The 17,650-nt window shown below is 44.2% G+C and carries 20 protein-coding genes; 10 read left to right on the forward strand and 10 right to left on the reverse strand.

The window, feature by feature from the left end; all coding sequences use genetic code 11:
• Positions 1-2 precede the first annotated feature (2 nt).
• Entirely contained in the window at positions 3-716 is a 714-nt protein-coding gene (locus ACVBIO_RS18175) for a M48 family metallopeptidase (protein WP_447173171.1), read from the forward strand.
• 139 nt (positions 717-855) lie between these two features.
• Entirely contained in the window at positions 856-1,371 is a 516-nt protein-coding gene (locus tag ACVBIO_RS18180) for a DUF6988 family protein (protein ID WP_447173178.1), read from the forward strand.
• A 435-nt stretch (positions 1,372-1,806) separates the two neighbouring features.
• Here ACVBIO_RS18180 and ACVBIO_RS18185 read toward each other — a convergent pair whose 3' ends face one another.
• The 8 genes from ACVBIO_RS18185 to prmA all read right to left on the reverse strand — a co-directional run bounded on the left by ACVBIO_RS18185 (position 1,807) and on the right by prmA (position 6,418).
• The gene (locus tag ACVBIO_RS18185; protein WP_447173172.1) at positions 1,807-2,427 is read right to left on the reverse strand and encodes a YagK/YfjJ domain-containing protein; all 621 of its coding nucleotides are present in this window, start codon (positions 2,425-2,427) and stop codon (positions 1,807-1,809) included.
• Between the two features lie 189 nt (positions 2,428-2,616).
• Entirely contained in the window at positions 2,617-2,859 is a 243-nt protein-coding gene (locus ACVBIO_RS18190) for a hypothetical protein (protein WP_447173173.1), read from the reverse strand.
• Positions 2,852-3,100, reverse strand: coding sequence for an AlpA family phage regulatory protein (locus ACVBIO_RS18195; RefSeq protein WP_447173174.1), 249 nt, complete (start codon positions 3,098-3,100; stop codon positions 2,852-2,854). The genes ACVBIO_RS18190 and ACVBIO_RS18195 overlap by 8 nt, the downstream gene beginning before the upstream one ends.
• Positions 3,101-3,332: 232 nt before the next feature.
• The gene (locus tag ACVBIO_RS18200) at positions 3,333-3,545 is read right to left on the reverse strand and encodes a helix-turn-helix transcriptional regulator (protein WP_447173175.1); all 213 of its coding nucleotides are present in this window, start codon (positions 3,543-3,545) and stop codon (positions 3,333-3,335) included.
• A complete protein-coding gene (locus tag ACVBIO_RS18205; RefSeq protein WP_447173176.1) occupies positions 3,542-3,808 on the reverse strand; it encodes an AlpA family phage regulatory protein in 267 nt (88 codons plus the stop codon). Before ACVBIO_RS18205 ends, ACVBIO_RS18200 begins: the two co-directional genes overlap by 4 nt.
• A gap of 285 nt (positions 3,809-4,093) precedes the next feature.
• Positions 4,094-4,399 carry a DNA-binding transcriptional regulator Fis gene (gene fis / locus ACVBIO_RS18210; RefSeq protein ID WP_012153658.1) on the reverse strand — a complete coding sequence of 102 codons (306 nt, stop codon included), beginning with the start codon at positions 4,397-4,399 and terminating at the stop codon, positions 4,094-4,096.
• A 17-nt stretch (positions 4,400-4,416) separates the two neighbouring features.
• Positions 4,417-5,385 (reverse strand): tRNA dihydrouridine synthase DusB, encoded by a 969-nt coding sequence (dusB, locus tag ACVBIO_RS18215; RefSeq protein WP_447164380.1) that lies wholly within the window; start codon positions 5,383-5,385, stop codon positions 4,417-4,419.
• Between the two features lie 151 nt (positions 5,386-5,536).
• Positions 5,537-6,418: a 50S ribosomal protein L11 methyltransferase gene (gene prmA / locus ACVBIO_RS18220; protein ID WP_447164381.1), complete on the reverse strand. Its 882-nt coding sequence runs from the start codon at positions 6,416-6,418 to the stop codon at positions 5,537-5,539.
• A gap of 340 nt (positions 6,419-6,758) precedes the next feature.
• On the opposite strand from prmA, the gene ACVBIO_RS18225 reads away from it, so the two are divergent.
• The 5 genes from ACVBIO_RS18225 (at position 6,759) to ACVBIO_RS18245 (ending at position 12,184) form a co-directional block, all read left to right on the forward strand.
• Entirely contained in the window at positions 6,759-7,490 is a 732-nt protein-coding gene (locus ACVBIO_RS18225) for a fumarate reductase cytochrome b subunit (RefSeq protein ID WP_447162598.1), read from the forward strand.
• 160 nt (positions 7,491-7,650) lie between these two features.
• Positions 7,651-8,325: a fumarate reductase cytochrome b subunit gene (locus ACVBIO_RS18230; RefSeq protein ID WP_447162597.1), complete on the forward strand. Its 675-nt coding sequence runs from the start codon at positions 7,651-7,653 to the stop codon at positions 8,323-8,325.
• A gap of 57 nt (positions 8,326-8,382) precedes the next feature.
• A complete protein-coding gene (locus ACVBIO_RS18235) occupies positions 8,383-10,383 on the forward strand; it encodes a fumarate reductase flavoprotein subunit (RefSeq protein ID WP_447162596.1) in 2,001 nt (666 codons plus the stop codon).
• Positions 10,380-11,123: a fumarate reductase iron-sulfur subunit gene (locus tag ACVBIO_RS18240; protein ID WP_447162595.1), complete on the forward strand. Its 744-nt coding sequence runs from the start codon at positions 10,380-10,382 to the stop codon at positions 11,121-11,123. The genes ACVBIO_RS18235 and ACVBIO_RS18240 overlap by 4 nt, the downstream gene beginning before the upstream one ends.
• A 146-nt stretch (positions 11,124-11,269) precedes the next feature.
• Complete coding sequence (locus ACVBIO_RS18245) at positions 11,270-12,184, forward strand: LysR family transcriptional regulator (protein WP_447162638.1); 915 nt, start codon at positions 11,270-11,272, stop codon at positions 12,182-12,184.
• Between the two features lie 136 nt (positions 12,185-12,320).
• Here ACVBIO_RS18245 and rho read toward each other — a convergent pair whose 3' ends face one another.
• Both rho and trxA read right to left on the reverse strand, forming a co-directional pair.
• Entirely contained in the window at positions 12,321-13,586 is a 1,266-nt protein-coding gene (gene rho / locus ACVBIO_RS18250; RefSeq protein ID WP_447162637.1) for a transcription termination factor Rho, read from the reverse strand.
• Between the two features lie 237 nt (positions 13,587-13,823).
• On the reverse strand, positions 13,824-14,150 hold the full coding sequence (gene trxA, locus ACVBIO_RS18255; RefSeq protein WP_447162636.1) for a thioredoxin TrxA: 327 nt from the start codon (positions 14,148-14,150) through the stop codon (positions 13,824-13,826).
• A 403-nt stretch (positions 14,151-14,553) separates the two neighbouring features.
• Here trxA and rhlB point away from each other — a divergent pair, with 403 nt between their 5' ends.
• The 3 genes from rhlB to ACVBIO_RS18270 all read left to right on the forward strand — a co-directional run bounded on the left by rhlB (position 14,554) and on the right by ACVBIO_RS18270 (position 17,633).
• On the forward strand, positions 14,554-15,870 hold the full coding sequence (gene rhlB / locus ACVBIO_RS18260; protein ID WP_447162635.1) for an ATP-dependent RNA helicase RhlB: 1,317 nt from the start codon (positions 14,554-14,556) through the stop codon (positions 15,868-15,870).
• A 10-nt stretch (positions 15,871-15,880) separates the two neighbouring features.
• Positions 15,881-16,792 (forward strand): Ppx/GppA phosphatase family protein, encoded by a 912-nt coding sequence (locus ACVBIO_RS18265; RefSeq protein ID WP_447162634.1) that lies wholly within the window; start codon positions 15,881-15,883, stop codon positions 16,790-16,792.
• Positions 16,793-17,357: 565 nt separating this feature from the next.
• Entirely contained in the window at positions 17,358-17,633 is a 276-nt protein-coding gene (locus ACVBIO_RS18270; protein WP_447173177.1) for a hypothetical protein, read from the forward strand.
• The last annotated feature ends 17 nt before the right edge of the window (positions 17,634-17,650 follow it).

Raw genomic sequence — 17,650 nt, forward strand, 5'->3', positions numbered from 1 at the left:
CGGTGAAGGCAGTGAAACCTGAGCAAGTTGAAGTTAAAGGACTCTGTGTGGATGTTGTCCGTACCAGCAGAACCAAAACAGCCTCGATTAAAGTCGATGATGGTTTGGTTTCTGTAGTGGTACCTAAAGCATTAGATATTGAGCGTATTCAGCAGCTGGTGGCTGACAAGTACCTTTGGATAATCCAAAAGATTGCACTGCATGAAGAGTCAAAGCCTGCCAGTGATAGAGAGTTTGTTTCAGGAGAAGCCTATGCTTATCTAGGGCGTAATTATCGCCTCAAGGTAGTAGCAGGAGCCTATAGCCCCGTAAAGCTTATCCAAGGGCGCTTGGTAGCGACGCTGCCTGATGGCGCGAAGCGTAGTAATTTAGTCCGAGATGCTGTGATCCGTTGGTACAAGCTCAACGCCTTACGCAAGATTAAAGAGAAGGTGAGGCGCTACTCAAAGGTTATGGGCTTAGAGCCTAAATCTATCGGTATCAAAACATTTAAGAGCCGTTGGGGTAGCTGTAGTCCTAAGGGGGAACTCGATTTTAATTGGGTTATCGTGATGGCTCCCAATCGTGTAGTTGATTACGTGGTGATCCATGAGCTGTGCCATCTGAAACAGCTCGACCATTCCCCCAAGTTTTGGAAAGAAGTAGAGCGAGTCATGCCTGATTACGCCGAGCACAAAGAGTGGCTCAAGGTGAACTCAGGGAAGTTGGTTGTTTAAAGGTTTCTTTTTAGAGAAGGGCAATTGTAGATAAATGGATTCGTTACTTACAAAATCATTAGCTCTGCTTGATGAGACACACCCAATACTCTGCCTTGGTCCGAGCAAGATAGCTAAGCGATGGGAAGGCAGCTGGGTTATGTGTGATGTCGCAATAGAACATGGTCATTCTCTCCAATGCTTAATGAGTGGGAGGAATTATACCTCTGCAGTTTCTATGCTTAGGCTTCAATTTGATGCGCTAACTCGATCAGTGTGGCTTCTATGGGGGGCAACGGACAAAAAAGTAGAGCGGATTATGCAAGACTTAACTGTTGAAACTGCAAATGCTGATAATGGGTTACCGTCTCATGTTGAAATGCTACAGCAAATAAAGGGAAAGGCTCCAGCTGAAGCGACGCGAATGCTATTTGAGTTTCGGGATGTTACATGGAAAGCATCGAGTTCCTATGTCCATGGTGGTATTCATGCCATGAAACGGCACAGTGAAGGTTACCCAATGAAACTGCTTCAGCAGATAGTTGTTAATTCTAATGGACTAACAATGCTATCAGTGGTGCATTTGGCCACTATGGCGGGTAATCAACATGTGATTAATGATATTACCCGTATAAGAGATGCTTATAAGGATGTACTTCCTCAATTGAACTTATAGATTAGAACTAGGTGCGGAGGCGCACGTTACCTAGGGCTTTTCATTTAAATTCAATTAGCATTAACTTCTCCCACAAATTTATATTCTTGGTGGGTTAAGCCTAATGTAATAACGATTGTTTTACCATCAATCTTGTAACTGTTCGTAAGCCACTTTCATGGCGTTAATCGCCGCTGTTTCAAACTCTGCATATTCGGAGTGATCACAAAAAAGTGATCACTCTTGGCTCTCTTAGCTATTTTCTCTTTTTGAACACCCGCTTAAACCCTAACATGCTGAAAAGTAGATAGTTGCACAGGGGGGCTAAGTTAAACGAGCCCAGAAATAAGCCGTGATCAAAAAAACAATGAAATGGTTAACAATTAATTAACTGTTTCTGTTGTAAAAATACGGCCTGTAGCTGGTTGCTGCTGGTGAGGCCGAAAGTTACCCTGTTTAGACTTTATGTTTCGTGCGGCCAAAGTAATAACTTTTGGCTAAAGCGGGGTTGTTCTCTTTTGTCCAATTCTTGGCTAAATAACTGAGCCTGAATAACGCGGCTTGAATACTGCTTAAGATGTTAGGTTTAATCATATAGGTACAATTTTCAGGGAAATGGATATTGATATCGATGATTAGCTCTTGCGCCTTTTTCGCTAGATCGAATGTCCTTTTACTGCTCCTGACTTTTTGCCCGTCCAATAAGACAAAACAATGGTAGTGGCACTTATCATCATATCGGTTTTGCTCCCTGACCCAGCCAAACTCTGCCTTAGAGTTATAATGTGATTTAAGGTGCTTCTGAATGTAGCTTCTTAGCTTACTGATGGTATTGTTGTTGGGTAATGAATCATATAATGAGACATCGAAGCGGATCACCAATACTTTAGAGTGCCATGAGATATAGGCCATTAAAGTGCTGTACAGGGCGTTGAGAAGTTTGCGGTTTAACCCTCCAGGGAATTGCATTACTTTCCATCTGATCCCACCCAGAACAACATCTTTAGCTTTATCTGTATAGTGTAAATGTTCCAGTGCATCTTCTATTTCAGGTGTACTTATTAAGATCAAAGACATAATAATATTTAAAACCTAGTTCATTTAGTGAGCGCCTTGCTTTCAAGGCCGCATGGTTGTGGACTTCAAGACTGATTTTTTCGTTTTTTTAGGTTTGATAAAGCACTATAACAGCCCATTTTGTCTCATCCTTACCCTTGAAAAAGGGCAACACATTGCCCTCTTCTAATTGGTCGAACGCTACAGATGTTAGCGAACTTCCCACTTTTCATATTCCGATATACTGACAAACCATTCATTCTGGTCTTTAAAGGCTTTAGGCGCATCTGTGGCTTGTCTTAGCCAATTTCTGATGGTCTTAGTGCTTTTGCCTAGTCGAATAGCGATTTGAGCCACAGTGAGCACTTGTTCAACGGTGTGTGTTGAGGCGACTAATTGGCATAGCCTGACTTTTCTATTGTTTCTAGTATTTGCGTTAGGTGATTTAGTCATTGTTGGCTCCCACTTGTTTAAGCTCTGCAATTGGGCGGGAACGCACCCAAGCTAGGATCTCTGTTAACTTCCAGCCATTGGCGTTGTTATCTAGCTTTAGGTGTTTGGGGAATAGGCCTTGGCGCTCTAGTTGGAAGGCGTGGGCTCGACTAACCGATGTGATGAACCTACGTTGCTGCTCATTGATAATAGGTTCATTAATACTGTCTTCGATTGATGGGCTGAATATCGATGTTTGCATTTGTTTCTCCTCGGCTCCAAAGGGCTTTATTGCTCTTGGTTGAAGGATTCTGCTTAACTTGAAAGTAAAAACTAAATTTTAGGGAGTTTTAGTGTTTTGGGCTGTTTTGGCGAGGAGTCAGAGGGAAGATAGCTGAGTTTGAGTTATACATTGTATAACTATTTAGGTTGTTTTTAGGGGAGGTGCTGGTGGTTAAGGGGCTATGTATCACCACCAGCAAATCAGCTATTTTTTACTTTTGAGTTAATTGCCATTGCTCAAACTTAAGCGGGCACCAGCCAATGGTTCGATTGTTTCGATATATAGGCGCTATAAGCTTATGCGCTTTTACCCATCGGTGGATAGTTGCGCGACTCTTATCCAATTTCGTGCACATTTCAGCAATACCAATTAGCGGCATAATCTCAATTTGTGGCGAGTGTACTGAGCCTTTGGCGATAATCATAATACCGCCTCCTGCTTATGATGATCTGGTGACACTACAGCATCTCTAGAGCTTACCCACTCTAGTAATTCTGAGAGCAACCAACCTACGGAGCGGTTAGAGATTTTTCTACGGCTAGGGAATAGGCCTTTGCGTTCTAGTTGGAAGGCTTCAGATCTACTTACTGAGGTGATGAGCTTTCGCTCTTTTTCTTTAACCATTCGGTCAAACACTAATTCATTTGCTGCACCGATATCCGTTAAAGCTAAATTGACGTCTTTCATTGGTATTTCCTCGTATTCATAGCGCTTGATTGCGCGGATATGGATTTTGAGGAGAGTGCAAGTAAAAACGAAATTTTAGGGGTTTTTAGCAGATGAAGGGTTTTAGCATGAAAAGTGGCAGATCTTTTCACATGATATTTTTTATGGGTGAAATTGAGAAAACTGAGAGGGGATAAGGGCTAGGGCAACAAAACAACGGGGGTACATATGGGGGTACATATTAGCAAAAACGGGCTTTTTGTCGCCAAAAAACCCGTTTCTATACAACACGTTAAGACGTAAGTCTTAGTTCATGCCGTATTTCTTTAATTTCTTGCGTAGCGTACCACGGTTGATACCTAGCATGTTGGCAGCACGAGTCTGGTTGCCACGAGTGTGTTGCATGATGATATCTAGCAGAGGTGCTTCAACTTCGCTTAACACCATTTCATATACTTCTTCAGCTTCTTGCCCGTCCATTTGAGCGAAAAAGTTGGTGACAGCACGCTTTACCGCATCACGTAGTAATTGTGGCTTAATAGCGCCACTTGCGGTTTCGATTTTGCCAACAGTAAGTGGGTGAACTTCAGTGTGAGTAGTCTGATCAAACATTCGTATTCTGCTCTTTATTAATATGCAACAAATTCATCAAAATAGCGTTCCACCATGGAACATTGTTCTTCAACGGTTTCGAGTCGATTAAACTCGCTTCGAAATGGCCGTTGTTGTTCTTGGTCTAGGTACCAGCCAACATGCTTTCTTGCGAAGCGGATGCCCTTATAATCGCCATACAAGTTGTACAGTAACTTAAGGTGTTCAAGCATAACTTGACGCTTTTCATCCATCTCAACGGGCGCTAGCTTTTTACCTGTATCCAGGTAATGTTGGATTTCCCTAAATATCCAAGGTCGTCCTTGAGCTCCTCGTCCAATCATCAGGGCATCCACACCAGTATAATCCAGCACAAAACGTGCTTTCTCTGGGGTTAAAATGTCTCCATTGGCGACAACGGGTATCGAGATCTGTTTTTTAATTGCTTTAATTGTGTCGTACTCGGCATCGCCTTTGTACATGCACTGCTTCGTTCTGCCGTGAACGGCTAATGAAGCAATACCGCAATCTTCTGCAATCTGGGCGATATGAACACCATTCCTGTGCTCTGGAGCCCATCCCGTTCGAATTTTTAGCGTCACCGGAACATCAACTGCTGCCACCACCGCACGTAGAATTGCTTCTACCTGAGCTGGATCTTGCAATAAAGCCGACCCTGCGAGCTTCTTATTCACTTTCTTTGCTGGACAGCCCATATTGATATCAATGATCTGTGCCCCTTGTTGTACGTTGACAACAGCGGCATTGGCCATTAACTCAGGATCTGAACCCGCAATCTGAACCGAACGTATTCCGTCTTCACCTGCGTGTGTCATACGCAAGCGGCTTTTATCGGTATCCCAAACATCAGGATTGGATGAAAGCATCTCCGACACGGCTAAGGCTGCGCCATAACGTAGACAGAGATTTCTAAAGGGTTGGTCTGTGACGCCTGCCATTGGGGCCACGATCAACTGATTTTTCAGGCGATAGGGTCCAATCTGCATTTATCAAAACACCTTGCTCGTCAAAGGGGCGCTATAGTACGCCTTTTTCAAGCCTGTGAAAAGGTCAATAAATGACCTGGGGGCAACTTTTTTGCTTGACTTTTGTCTAGTGAGAAGTCAGTGGCGGCGCAGAAAGCGCCGCGCATTACTGTTATTTGCGTATACCTGTCAAGCGGCTCCAATCGTCTTTGTGAGCAGGCTCGTCCATATCAAACCACTCGCTATAAAAGGCTGAAACTTCTTCTGCCTGTTCTTGCAGTAGGCCTGAAAGTGCCAATTGGCCACCTGGTTTAACTTTTTCTGCAATCAGTGGTGCCAGTTCACGCAGTGGACCCGCAAGAATGTTTGCCACTAAGATATCGGCAAGCAGATCGGCAGGTTGATCTTCTGGTAAGTAGAGGTCAAGTTTGTCTTGCACGTCATTGCGCTCAGCATTGGCTTTAGAGGCTTCAATAGCTTGGTAGTCGATATCGATACCTGTTACGCGCTCTGCACCTAATTTAAGTGCTGCAACCGCTAAAATACCTGAGCCACAGCCGAAATCGATCACATCTTTATTGTTGTAATCTAGGCCGTCTAACCATTCTAGACACAGTGCAGTGGTAGGGTGGGTACCTGTACCAAAAGCAAGACCTGGGTCTAAGATGACATTGACTGCAGTTGGATCGGGGATTTCACGCCAGCTTGGGCAGATCCAGAGGCGATCGCCAAACTTGATCGGGTGGAAGTTGTCCATCCATTCACGTTCCCAATCTTTGTCTTCAACTTGTTCAATTTTGTGGCCGAAACTATCGCCTAGGCACGGAAGCAGCTTTAAACGCTCTACGACAGGCGCTAAATCAAAATCGGCTTCAAATAGCGCGATGATGACGGTGTGGCTCCACAATGGGGTTTCGCCCAGAGTCGGTTCGTAAATTGGGTTGTCTTTACCGTCTTCGAAGGTAACAGAAAGTGACCCTTCCTCCATCAGCTGGTCGCTAATCGTGTCGGCATGTTGGCCGTCAGTGTCAATTCTAAGTTGGATCCAAGGCATGAGCATTCTCGTTATCTAGATATATGAGGCTATTGTAAACCATGGCAGGTTTGAGTGTGAATGTTAGATCGGAAATCATCTCACTATTCTTTGGACATGCTGATTTATGATGAGTTTAAGTGTGCGCTCTTGGTTGGTTTGATTGAGGTTTTTTCGTTTTAATTTGTAGTTCAACATATTGAATTTTATTGGATAAATGGTATTACCAGTGTTCATTTTTATTAGGGTGGTTTGTGATCTACGTCTAACGCTTGCGTTAAGCGTGGTGAGTTAGATCACGAAAATCATTCCGCTGTCCAATTGCTGCTAAAGATCTTGTTAGAGTGTAAATCCCACTATTTTGCATAAGACAAACAAGACAAGAATAATGTTAGCATCCTACGTAATCGGTAAAGGACATCCAGCATCTGCAAAAGCAGATAAAATACAAAGCATTACAGGCGTTATGATGGGTTGCTTCTTATTAGCTCATTTGCATTTCGAGTCAAGTATTCTACTTGGAAAAGATGCGTTTTATACGGTAGTGCAGTTTTTAGAGGGCGGAATGTTTAGTTCTACTGGTCATGGCTTTCCCATTGTGACCAAAGTCTTTTCTGTATTTATGTTGGTTGTGGTGATGTTGCATGCAGCAGTTGCTTTGCGTCGTTTTCCTGCCCAGCTTGGGCAGTGGCGGGCTCTAAGACGCCATATGGCTGTCATTAACCACAAAGATAGCCATGCTTGGTTTTGGCAATTAGCGACGGGTTTTGTGCTGTTTTTTTTAGTGCCAGTTCACTTGTTTACCATGATTGCCAATCCTGAGATTGGCCCTAATCTATCAGCTGAGCGCGTTTATCATCAAAACGCTTGGCTGCTATATATCTTTTTACTACCTGCCGTGGTTATACACGCCATGATTGGCTTATATCGTGTGGCCGTTAAGTGGGGATTTACTGAAAAACGCACCGGTCTGCGTAAGCTGGCTAAGGTATTGATTATTTACCTTATCGCTATCGGTTTACTCAGCTTAGCTTCCTACATTTTGATTGGCAGTGAGCTGACTCTACCAGTAGAGGCCTATCGACCAAGTTAGCCGTACTTGGGTGCGTGAACCTTAAGCTAAAGTCGTTAATTAATCTTTACTAAACTAATCGCAACTTTGTTGATCTATCTCACAGTTAAATGCCTATTACTGGGCGACATTGTAACTAACTGGTTAACAAGTTAAGCGTTTACTAAAGATAGGGCGGCGAATGAATAAAATAACCAATCGCAGTAATTGGAGTGGGTGGCTAGATCTTAGTCAGAGTATTTCCGGTGGCCTATTAGCGGTGTTTCTCTGGACGCACTTGATCTTGGTCTCCTCCATTTTACTGGGAGAAGGGGCCATGACTTGGGTTGCTAAGACGATGGAGCTCAGTTTTCTGAGCGATGATGGTCATGGATACCCTTGGGTTGTCTCTATTATTGCGGTGTTGATTGCAGCCATAGTGTTATTACATGTGCTGGTGGCAATCCATAAGTTACCCCTTAACTTACGTCAGCAAAAAGCCTTAAGACTGCAGCTGAACGTGGTTAACCATGGTGATACCCGGTTGTGGGTATGGCAGGCGATAACGGGGGTAGTGATTTTACTGCTACTGCCTGTGCACTTGTGGTTGATAGGCGCGGCACCAGAAACCATTGGTCCTTATGGCAGTGCTGATAGGATCTGGGAGCAAGGTGTGTGGCTGCTGTATTTACCTCTGCTGCTATGTGTGGAATTACATGCTGCTATAGGTATGTATCGTCTCGCGGTGAAATGGGGGGCGGCGAAAGATTTAAACACTCGCATAAGACTGAAAAAAATAAAAACCATCATTAGCGTTGTTTTCATTGTTGTTGGTATCGCCTCATTACTGGCATTTTTACCTTACACCAATCGATAGATAGCTGGTGACAATAAGAACATAAACTGACTCTGCACCCTACTTTAAGGAGCACGTGTGAAACTGATATATACCGATTCATTAGTGATCGGCGCTGGACTTGCTGGATTACGAGTGGCTATCGCGTCTAAAGAGCGTGGGCTAGATACTGTTGTGCTGTCATTAATTCCTGCTAAACGTTCGCACTCCGCGGCGGCGCAAGGTGGCATGCAAGCAAGTTTAGGCAATACCGTTAAAGGTATGGGTGATGACGAAGATGTACATTTTCAAGATACGGTAAAGGGTTCTGACTGGGGCTGTGACCAGGACGTGGCGCGCATGTTTGCCCATTGCGCCCCCAAAGCCGTACGCGAATTAGCAAACTGGGGTGTGCCTTGGACGCGTGTTACCGCAGGTCCACGCCAAGTAGTCGTCAACGCAGAGAAGGTGACTATTGAAGAGGCTGAAGAGGCGCATGGATTAATTAATGCCCGTGACTTTGGTGGCACTAAAAAGTGGCGTACTTGTTATACCGCCGACGGTACCGGACATTCGCTTTTGTATGCGGTAGATAACAAAGCGATATCGATGGATATTCCGGTACACGAACGCATGGAGGCCTTGTCGCTTATTCATGACGGTAAACGTTGCCATGGTGTTGTCGCCCGCTGTTTAATCACGGGCGAATTGAGAGCTTATGTCGCTAAGTCGACCACCATTGCTACTGGTGGTTATGGGCGTATTTATGAAGTGTCGACTAACGCGATCATTTGCGAAGGTGTTGGCCAGGCGTTGGCACTTGAAACTGGCGTAGCCAAGCTTGGCAACATGGAAGCGGTGCAGTTCCACCCAACGGCTATTGTGCCTGTGGGTATTCTTACCACCGAAGGGTGTCGTGGCGATGGTGGCTTACTGCGTGATAAAGATGGTCATCGCTTTATGCCTGACTATGAGCCAGAGAAAAAAGAGCTTGCCTCACGCGATGTGGTGTCGCGCCGCATGACTGAACATATGCGCAAAGGTAAGGGAGTCGATAGTCCTTATGGCCCACATCTATGGTTAGACATCACTTTGCTGGGGCGTAAACATGTTGAAACCAATCTACGTGAAGTCAAAGAGATCTGTGAAAACTTCTTAGGCATCGATCCGGCTAAAGACTGGATCCCAGTGAGACCGACTCAGCATTACTCTATGGGCGGCATTCGCACCGATAAGACCGGACAAAGCCCACAGCTTAAAGGTTTGTTTAGTGTCGGTGAGGCCGCTTGTTGGGATATGCATGGCTTTAACCGCCTTGGTGGTAACTCATTAGCCGAAACAGTGGTTGGCGGCATGATTATTGGCAAGTATGTGGCCGATTTTTGCCAGCAAAATACCCTAGAGATCAACACAGGTCTGGTTGAGACATTCGTTGATAAAGTTCGCAGTGAAATTGATGAGCTAGTAGAAGGTAAGGGCTGTGAAAGTCCGTTTGCTATCCGCAAAGAGATGGAGCGGATTATGATGGATTACGTGGGGATTTTCCGTAACGGCCCTGAGCTCGATAAAGCCGTCGCTGAGCTACAAGCGTTACTTAAGCGTTCACATGCTATCGGCCTTAAATGTCATAAGCGTCATGCAAACCCTGAGCTTGTAGAAGCGCTACGGGTTAAGCGCATGCTTAAAGTGGCACTCACGGTCGCTTGTGGGGCTGCAGCGCGCACTGAAAGCCGCGGTGCTCATGCCCGTGAAGACTTTCCGCAGCGCAATGATAAAGATTGGTTGAACCGTACCCTATCGAGCTGGCCAGATGCTAATAGTTTATCGCCGCAGCTTGAGTATGAGCAGCTAGATGTGATGACGATGGAGTTGCCTCCAGGATATCGTGGTTACGGTATTGATAATGCTATCGCTCATCCGGATACCGCTAGGCGTGAGCAGGAGATAAGCGAGATCTTAGCTCAGCTAGGGCCCGATGCGGACAGACATCAGCAGCAACATGCATTGATGCCGTTTGACGTCCCAGAATCATTAAAACCAAAGAACGAACGTTTAAGTGACACGCTTGATAACTTGAGCGCAGGAGAGATCGCGAAATGAGCCAAGAAACGGCAACAGGCCGTACCTTAACCTTCAATATTTTCAGATATGATCCACAGGTTCCGGGTGACAAGCCTGAAATGGTGAAATATCAACTTGAAGAAACACCGGGCATGACAGTATTTATCGCATTGAATCGTTTGCGCGAAGAGCAAGACACTTCATTGCAGTTTGACTTTGTTTGCCGCGCAGGTATTTGTGGCAGCTGTGCTATGGTGATCAATGGTTTCCCCACTTTGGCTTGCCGTACATTGACCAGCAAGTACCCTAAAGGTGATATCACTTTGATGCCACTGCCGGGATTTGAGTTGATAGGCGATCTATCGGTTAATACAGGTAAGTTTATGCGTGAGCTGGCTGAGCGCTTAAAGCTGTGGCTGCACCCAATTAGTGACGACATTGATGTGCACCGTTTAGAAACGCCAATGGATCCTGCCGAAGCCGCCAAGCTATATGAGTTAGAGCGCTGCGTAGAGTGTGGCGTGTGTGTATCGGCCTGTGCGACTAAGCAGATGCGTGACACCTTTGTGGGCGCTGTGGGCATGATGAAGTTGGCACGCTTTGAACTCGATAGTCGAGATGGTCGTGAACTAGAAGACTTTTATCATGTAATTGGTAATCAAGATGGTGTGTTTGGCTGTATGACGTTGTTGGGTTGTCAAGATAATTGCCCTAAAGACTTACCGCACATGCAGCAGATTGCGTATCTACGTCGTAAGATGGCAGTCACACTTGTCTAAGCTATTACGTATTAGCCATAACGTACTAGCTTAGCGCGACGATTGAAAAAGCCTGCAGATGCAGGCTTTTTTGTGGGTGACGTTTAGCCGCCATTTACCTACAATCAACTTATAATAAAGCTATATTTATAAATGGAATTTTGATAATGCAACTCAACGATCTCAGACTTTTTGTACGGGTAGCCGATTGCGGTAGCCTCACCGCGGCGGCTGTTGAGTTAGATATTTCTTCTGCGGTGGCGAGCGCGGGGCTCAAACGATTAGAAAAGGAGTTGGGTACAGCCTTATTTATTCGTAGTACTCGAAGCTTAAGGTTAACCGATTCGGGTGAGCGCTATCTTATTCATTGTCGGCGTGCGCTAGCCGATTTAGAGGTGGGTCAACGAGCGATAGAAAGTACTCAGGCGAGTATCTCTGGTGTTGTGAGTCTGTCGGTGCCTTCTGATGTTGGTCGTAATGTTTTGCTTCCTTGGCTTGATGCCTTTCTACTTGAGTACCCAGAGCTAAAGTTGCGTCTACATATCGGTGATAACTTGTCGGATTTTTATCATGACAAGATTGATGTGGCGCTGCGTTCAGGTAAACCTAAAGACTCAGCGCTGGTGGCCTTTAAAATTTGTAATTCACGCCGGGTACTTTGCGCCTCGCCGGATTACATTAAGCGCTTTGGTGAGGTGAGCTCCTTGGAGCAGTTACCACAGCATAATTGCTTATTTTTTATGTTGGATGAGCGTACCCATGACCAATGGGTTTTTAATCGAAATGGCCAGCAACATAAAGTGAGAGTGAGCGCTAACCGTACCTGTAATGATGCTGATATCGCTCGTCGCTGGGCCGTTGCAGGCCAAGGGCTAGTATTTAAGTCTTGGTTAGATCTGACTGATGATATCGAATCGGGGCGTTTAGTGCCTTTGCTTAATGATTATCAAGGGGAAGAGGCCGATTTATATCTTGTGTGCCCTGGGCGGGAGCATGTGACGCCAGTGATTTTGTTACTGAGGGATATGCTTAGAGACCGCAGTAAGGAGCGCCTAGCACGTGTGAAGCATTATATGGAGTAGTGCGTTTGGGGTAACATAAGTTTTGGATAAAAAGTGTTAAGTCGCAAAAATTTTTGGGGAAACAACAGATACAAAAAAACCGCACGAATGCGGTTTTTTAGTTTATACCGACCTAGGTTGGTATATTAAAAGCGAATTAGCTCTTAGCGCGTTTCATTGCAGTGAAGAACTCATCGTTAGTCTTGGTCATTGCCAATTTATCGATAAGGAATTCCATGCCTGTCACTTCATCCATTGGATTAAGGATCTTACGTAGGATCCACATCTTCTGTAGTTCATCCGGAGTCGTTAGTTTCTCTTCACGACGAGTGCCTGAGCGGTTGAAGTCAATTGCAGGGAAGACGCGCTTCTCTGCTGCTTTACGAGAAAGGTGTAACTCTTGGTTACCTGTACCTTTAAACTCTTCGTAAATCACTTCATCCATCTTAGAGCCGGTATCAACAAGCGCGGTAGCGATAATAGTTAAGCTGCCGCCGTGTTCGATGTTACGAGCTGCACCAAAGAAGCGCTTAGGACGGTGTAGAGCATTGGCATCAACACCACCAGTAAGTACCTTACCAGATGAAGGGATTACCGTGTTGTAAGCACGTGCTAGACGTGTGATCGAGTCAAGTAAGATAACAACGTCTTTCTTGTGCTCAACTAAGCGTTTTGCTTTTTCAATTACCATTTCGGCAACTTGCACGTGACGGCTTGCTGGCTCATCGAAGGTAGAAGCAATCACTTCACCTTTAACCATGCGTTGCATCTCGGTTACTTCTTCAGGACGTTCGTCGATAAGCAGTACCATCAACACCACTTCTGGGTTGTTGTTAGTGATGCTTTGCGCCATGTTCTGGAGTAATAGAGTTTTACCCGCTTTTGGCGGTGCAACGATAAGACCACGCTGACCTTTACCAATTGGTGAACATAAATCCAGAATACGTGAAGTAATATCTTCAGTTGAACCGTTACCACGCTCCATGCGCATACGTTCTTCTGCATGCAAAGGTGTTAAGTTTTCAAAAAGGATTTTGTTGCGAGAGTTTTCAGGCTTGTCGAAGTTAACTTCGGTCACTTTTAGAAGGGCGAAATAACGCTCACCTTCTTTTGGTGGACGAATTTTACCAAAAATCGAGTCACCAGTACGCATGTTAAAGCGTCGAATTTGGCTAGGTGATACGTAGATATCATCTGGGCCCGCTAAATATGAACCATCTGAGCTACGAAGGAAGCCAAAGCCATCTTGTAAAATCTCTAAAACGCCACCACCGAAAATATCTTCACCGCTTTTAGCGTGGGCCTTAAGGATAGAGAAAATAATGTCTTGCTTACGAGCACGAGCCATATTTTCTAGCTTCATGTCTTGAGCAAGCTGGACTAAATCTGATATTGGGGTGTCTTTTAATTCTGATAAATTCATCGTGGTGGGTCTTGTTTTGTACGTGGCAATGCCATCTACGATCAAAGGTTTTGTAGCTTATTGAATATCGATCGGATAGCGAGAAGTGGGTTAATTAAGAATGTTTCTGGTTATTAAAGTAGCACTAACAGGGCGGGGCGTCTAGAAGTTTAGTTCAACCCGACACATTTTCTTATTGAAGCTGTGTCGGGAATCACTTAATACCGTGCAATCGTTGATTAAACGGTATACTCGCAGTTAAATTTGCGCGTCAATAAACTCTTTAAGTTGAGTCTTTGATAGTGCGCCTACTTTAGTTGCAGCTAGCTCGCCTGCTTTGAAAAGTAATAATGTAGGGATGCCACGAACGCCGTATTTAGCTGGTGATACGTTGTTTTGATCAACATTCAACTTAGCGATTGTGATCTTACCTTCGTACTCTTCAGCCACGTCATCTAAGATTGGGGCGATCATCTTACATGGGCCACACCATTCAGCCCAAAAATCAACCAGAACTGGTAGTTCAGAGTTAATTACATCATTTTCAAAGCTATCGTCGCTTAGGTATACAATCTTGTCGCTCATGGTGTTCTCCAGTTTAGTTGCCATTGCTGGTTTGTTAATGGCTTAACCTGTATATTGGGTCAGTAAAATAACTTTTCAAGCTAAAAGTTACGCAAATATTAATGTCGGCACTCTTTAGTACATTAAAACGCTTTAGACAAGACGCTGATTTACAGGCATAGTTAGCCTACGTCAACGACGTTTAACGCCAAGAAGCGTTTAAAATTGTCCTAAGAGAACGGTAAACACACGCTTAAATTTCATTGCATCGTAAAAATAGAGGGAATGATGATTCCGTCACTGATGCCTAAAATAGCGTGATAAACGTTTCTCCGAGTGTGCACCAATTTTCCGTGATAAAATTCTATCGCTATTTCAAACGATCAAGTTTTTTATTGCAACCTTTTACAGGTAAGCCTGCGCTATGAGCGATACACATTTATCTACACAGAAGTTTGCTGACTTTCCTCTACATAAAGAGGTTCATCAGGCACTTAACGAAACTGGATTTGAGTTTTGTACTCCAATTCAAGCTTTATCGTTACCCATTTTATTAGAAAAAAAAGATATAGCGGGTCAGGCACAAACAGGTACGGGTAAAACACTGGCCTTTTTAGTCGCCACTTTTAACCACCTTCTATCTACGCCGATCCCAGCGGAACGCCAACTAAATCAGCCTCGCGCGATTATCATGGCACCGACTCGCGAGTTGGCTATTCAAATCGCTAAAGATGCGAACCTACTGGCTAAGCATACTGGCCTAAAAGTGGGTATCGTATACGGCGGTGAAGGCTACGAAGTTCAGCGCAAAGTATTAGATAAAGGCGTTGATATATTGATTGGTACCACTGGCCGCATTATCGATTATGTGCGTCAAGGTGTGATCAATGTTAGTAGCATTCAAGCTGTTGTACTTGATGAAGCGGATCGTATGTTCGATTTAGGCTTTATTAAGGACATTCGTTTCTTATTTAGACGTATGCCTGATGCTAAATCACGTTTGAATATGTTGTTCTCTGCAACGCTTTCGATGAAAGTGCAAGAACTTGCTTATGACCACATGAATGAGCCTGTAAAAGTTGAGATCGCACCAAACGAGAAAACATCAAAGAATATTAAAGAGGAAATCTTCTATCCATCAATGGAGGAGAAGATGCCTTTGCTATTGTCTTTGCTTGAAGAAGACTGGCCAGAAAAAGCCATCGTGTTTTCTAATACCAAACACAGCTGTGAAAAAGTCTGGTCATGGCTTGAAGGTGATGGACATCGCGCAGGCTTGCTAACAGGTGATGTGCCGCAGAAGAAGCGTTTACGCATTCTGGAGCAATTCACTAAGGGCGAAATCGATATCTTAGTCGCAACTGACGTTGCAGCTCGTGGTCTACACATTGCTGATGTATCTCATGTATACAACTATGACTTGCCTGATGACTGCGAAGACTATGTGCACCGTATTGGTCGTACAGGCCGTGCGGGTCAAAAAGGGGTGTCGGTTAGCTTTGCATGTGAAGAGTATGCACTTAACTTACCAGCAATTGAGACATATATTCAGCACTCAATTCCTGTAACGTCATACGACAGTGATGCGCTGCTTGATGATATTCCGCCACCAGTGCGAATTCATCGTAAGCCTAGTACTCATACTCGTAATACTCGTGGTACAGGTAGCGGTAGTGCTCGCCCACAAGGCGGTCAACGTAGTGGCCCACGTCGTCACGACAGAACGCGTAGACATTCATAAGCGAAGCTCAATGACAACACCTCTTTACGCAGCCATTACGTTAGGCTCGAATAGTTTTAATATGCTGGTCGCTAGAACTGTGGGCCAGCAACCCCAAATTATTGCGAAATACAAACGTAAAGTCCGCTTAGCCGAAGGCATCCAAGCTGACGGCTCGTTGAGTGAAGAGGTGTTATTACGCGGTTTAGACTGTTTGACCATGTTTGCCGACATGCTCAAAAAGGAAGGTGTTTCTGCCCGTAATATTGCTGTTATCGCAACGGCAACGTTAAGAAATATCTCTAACTCCGATGATTTTTGTCGTCGAGCTCTCCCTATCCTCGGCCATCCAATTGAAATCATCTCTGGCATGCGTGAAGCTGAGCTTATCTATCAAGGTATGGTTGCGACAACAGAAGGTGAAGGGCGCCGTCTTGTTATTGATATTGGCGGGGCAAGCACAGAGTTTATTATTGGTGATGGTAATAAGGTCCTACTTAAAACCAGTTTAGCCATTGGTTGTGTCACTTTTAATGAGACTTTTTTTAGTCACTATCCATTCCAGCAGTTGGATTTTGATGATGCCAAAGCTCAGGTGAAAAGTGTCCTCGGTGAGCAATTATCTGCTCTTAAAACACTGGGTTGGCATTGTGTTGTTGGCGCCTCTGGTAGTGTGCAGTCTGTTGTAGAATTACTTAGTCATCGTAATCAGTCATCTACAATTACCTTGGATGTTTTACTGAGCCTAAAACAAGAAGTGTTAGCGCAAAACGATGCTTCAATGGTCGAGATTATTGGGCTAAATCAAGAAAGAGCCCCAACATTTGCCGCCGGTGTGTCAATTTTATTAGCGCTATTTGAGTTACTTGAAATACAAAACTTATCTCTTTCTGGTGGCGCGCTTCGTGAAGGCGTATTGCAAACCTTAGCTAGTCATATTTAGTTTTTCTGCATTATTTTCTATATTGCAGCTCCTCGCTAAACATTCTCCTTTCTATGTTGCTATTTAGTCCAGATCGATCTCGGTGTTGTGAGGGTTAATAACTTGATCTGTTAATCAATCAATTAGCTGACACTCTTAATTAGTGTTACTAAACCGGACAGTAGAAATAGAATTAAGCTTCGATAGTATGGCATTATTGAAATAATAAAACCCCTTCATCCCCTTATCAAGCTTGTGTACCTAAGCGCACTTTTTAGTGAGTAAATACTCTTGCTGACTGTAATTCAGTTCAATTATCTCCAGTAATGACCAGTGATAATCATTCCCCTCTTAACTTGTTAAATATGTTAACAAATTAACTTTCAGTATCCCGTTAACGTTTGAGCTTCCTCTCTCCGATGAGTCTGTACCCCTCTATTTATAAGCACTTTTTGAATAAAGTACATTGTATGAAATATATTAACTATGTTAATGTTTTGTTGCGCTTGGATGTTTTGCACTCAAAATCACTAATAAATATTTTAACTAAGCGCTTACTAAAAGAAGATTTAAGGGAGAATTAATTATGTCTGGAAGTAACGCTTTAAAACGATTTTCGCCAAAGAAGACACTAGCGGCTTTGGCCGTGGGTTCTGTGTTGTTTTTGTCTGCGCCATCCGTTATGGCCGCCGATACAAGTATTGTAAAAGGTCACATTGAAAATGCTTCAGGTAGTAACCTGTCTAATGTAACTATTACGCTTAAACATATGACTAAGGGTCTTGTGTTTACGGTTGAAACCGGCGTTGTTGATCAAATCAAGGTGCTAGACGCAGCTACCCCAAGGGTTGTATCGCATTAGGCAGCTTGCTTCCTAAT

Source organism: Shewanella sp. 0m-8 (assembly GCF_052977265.1).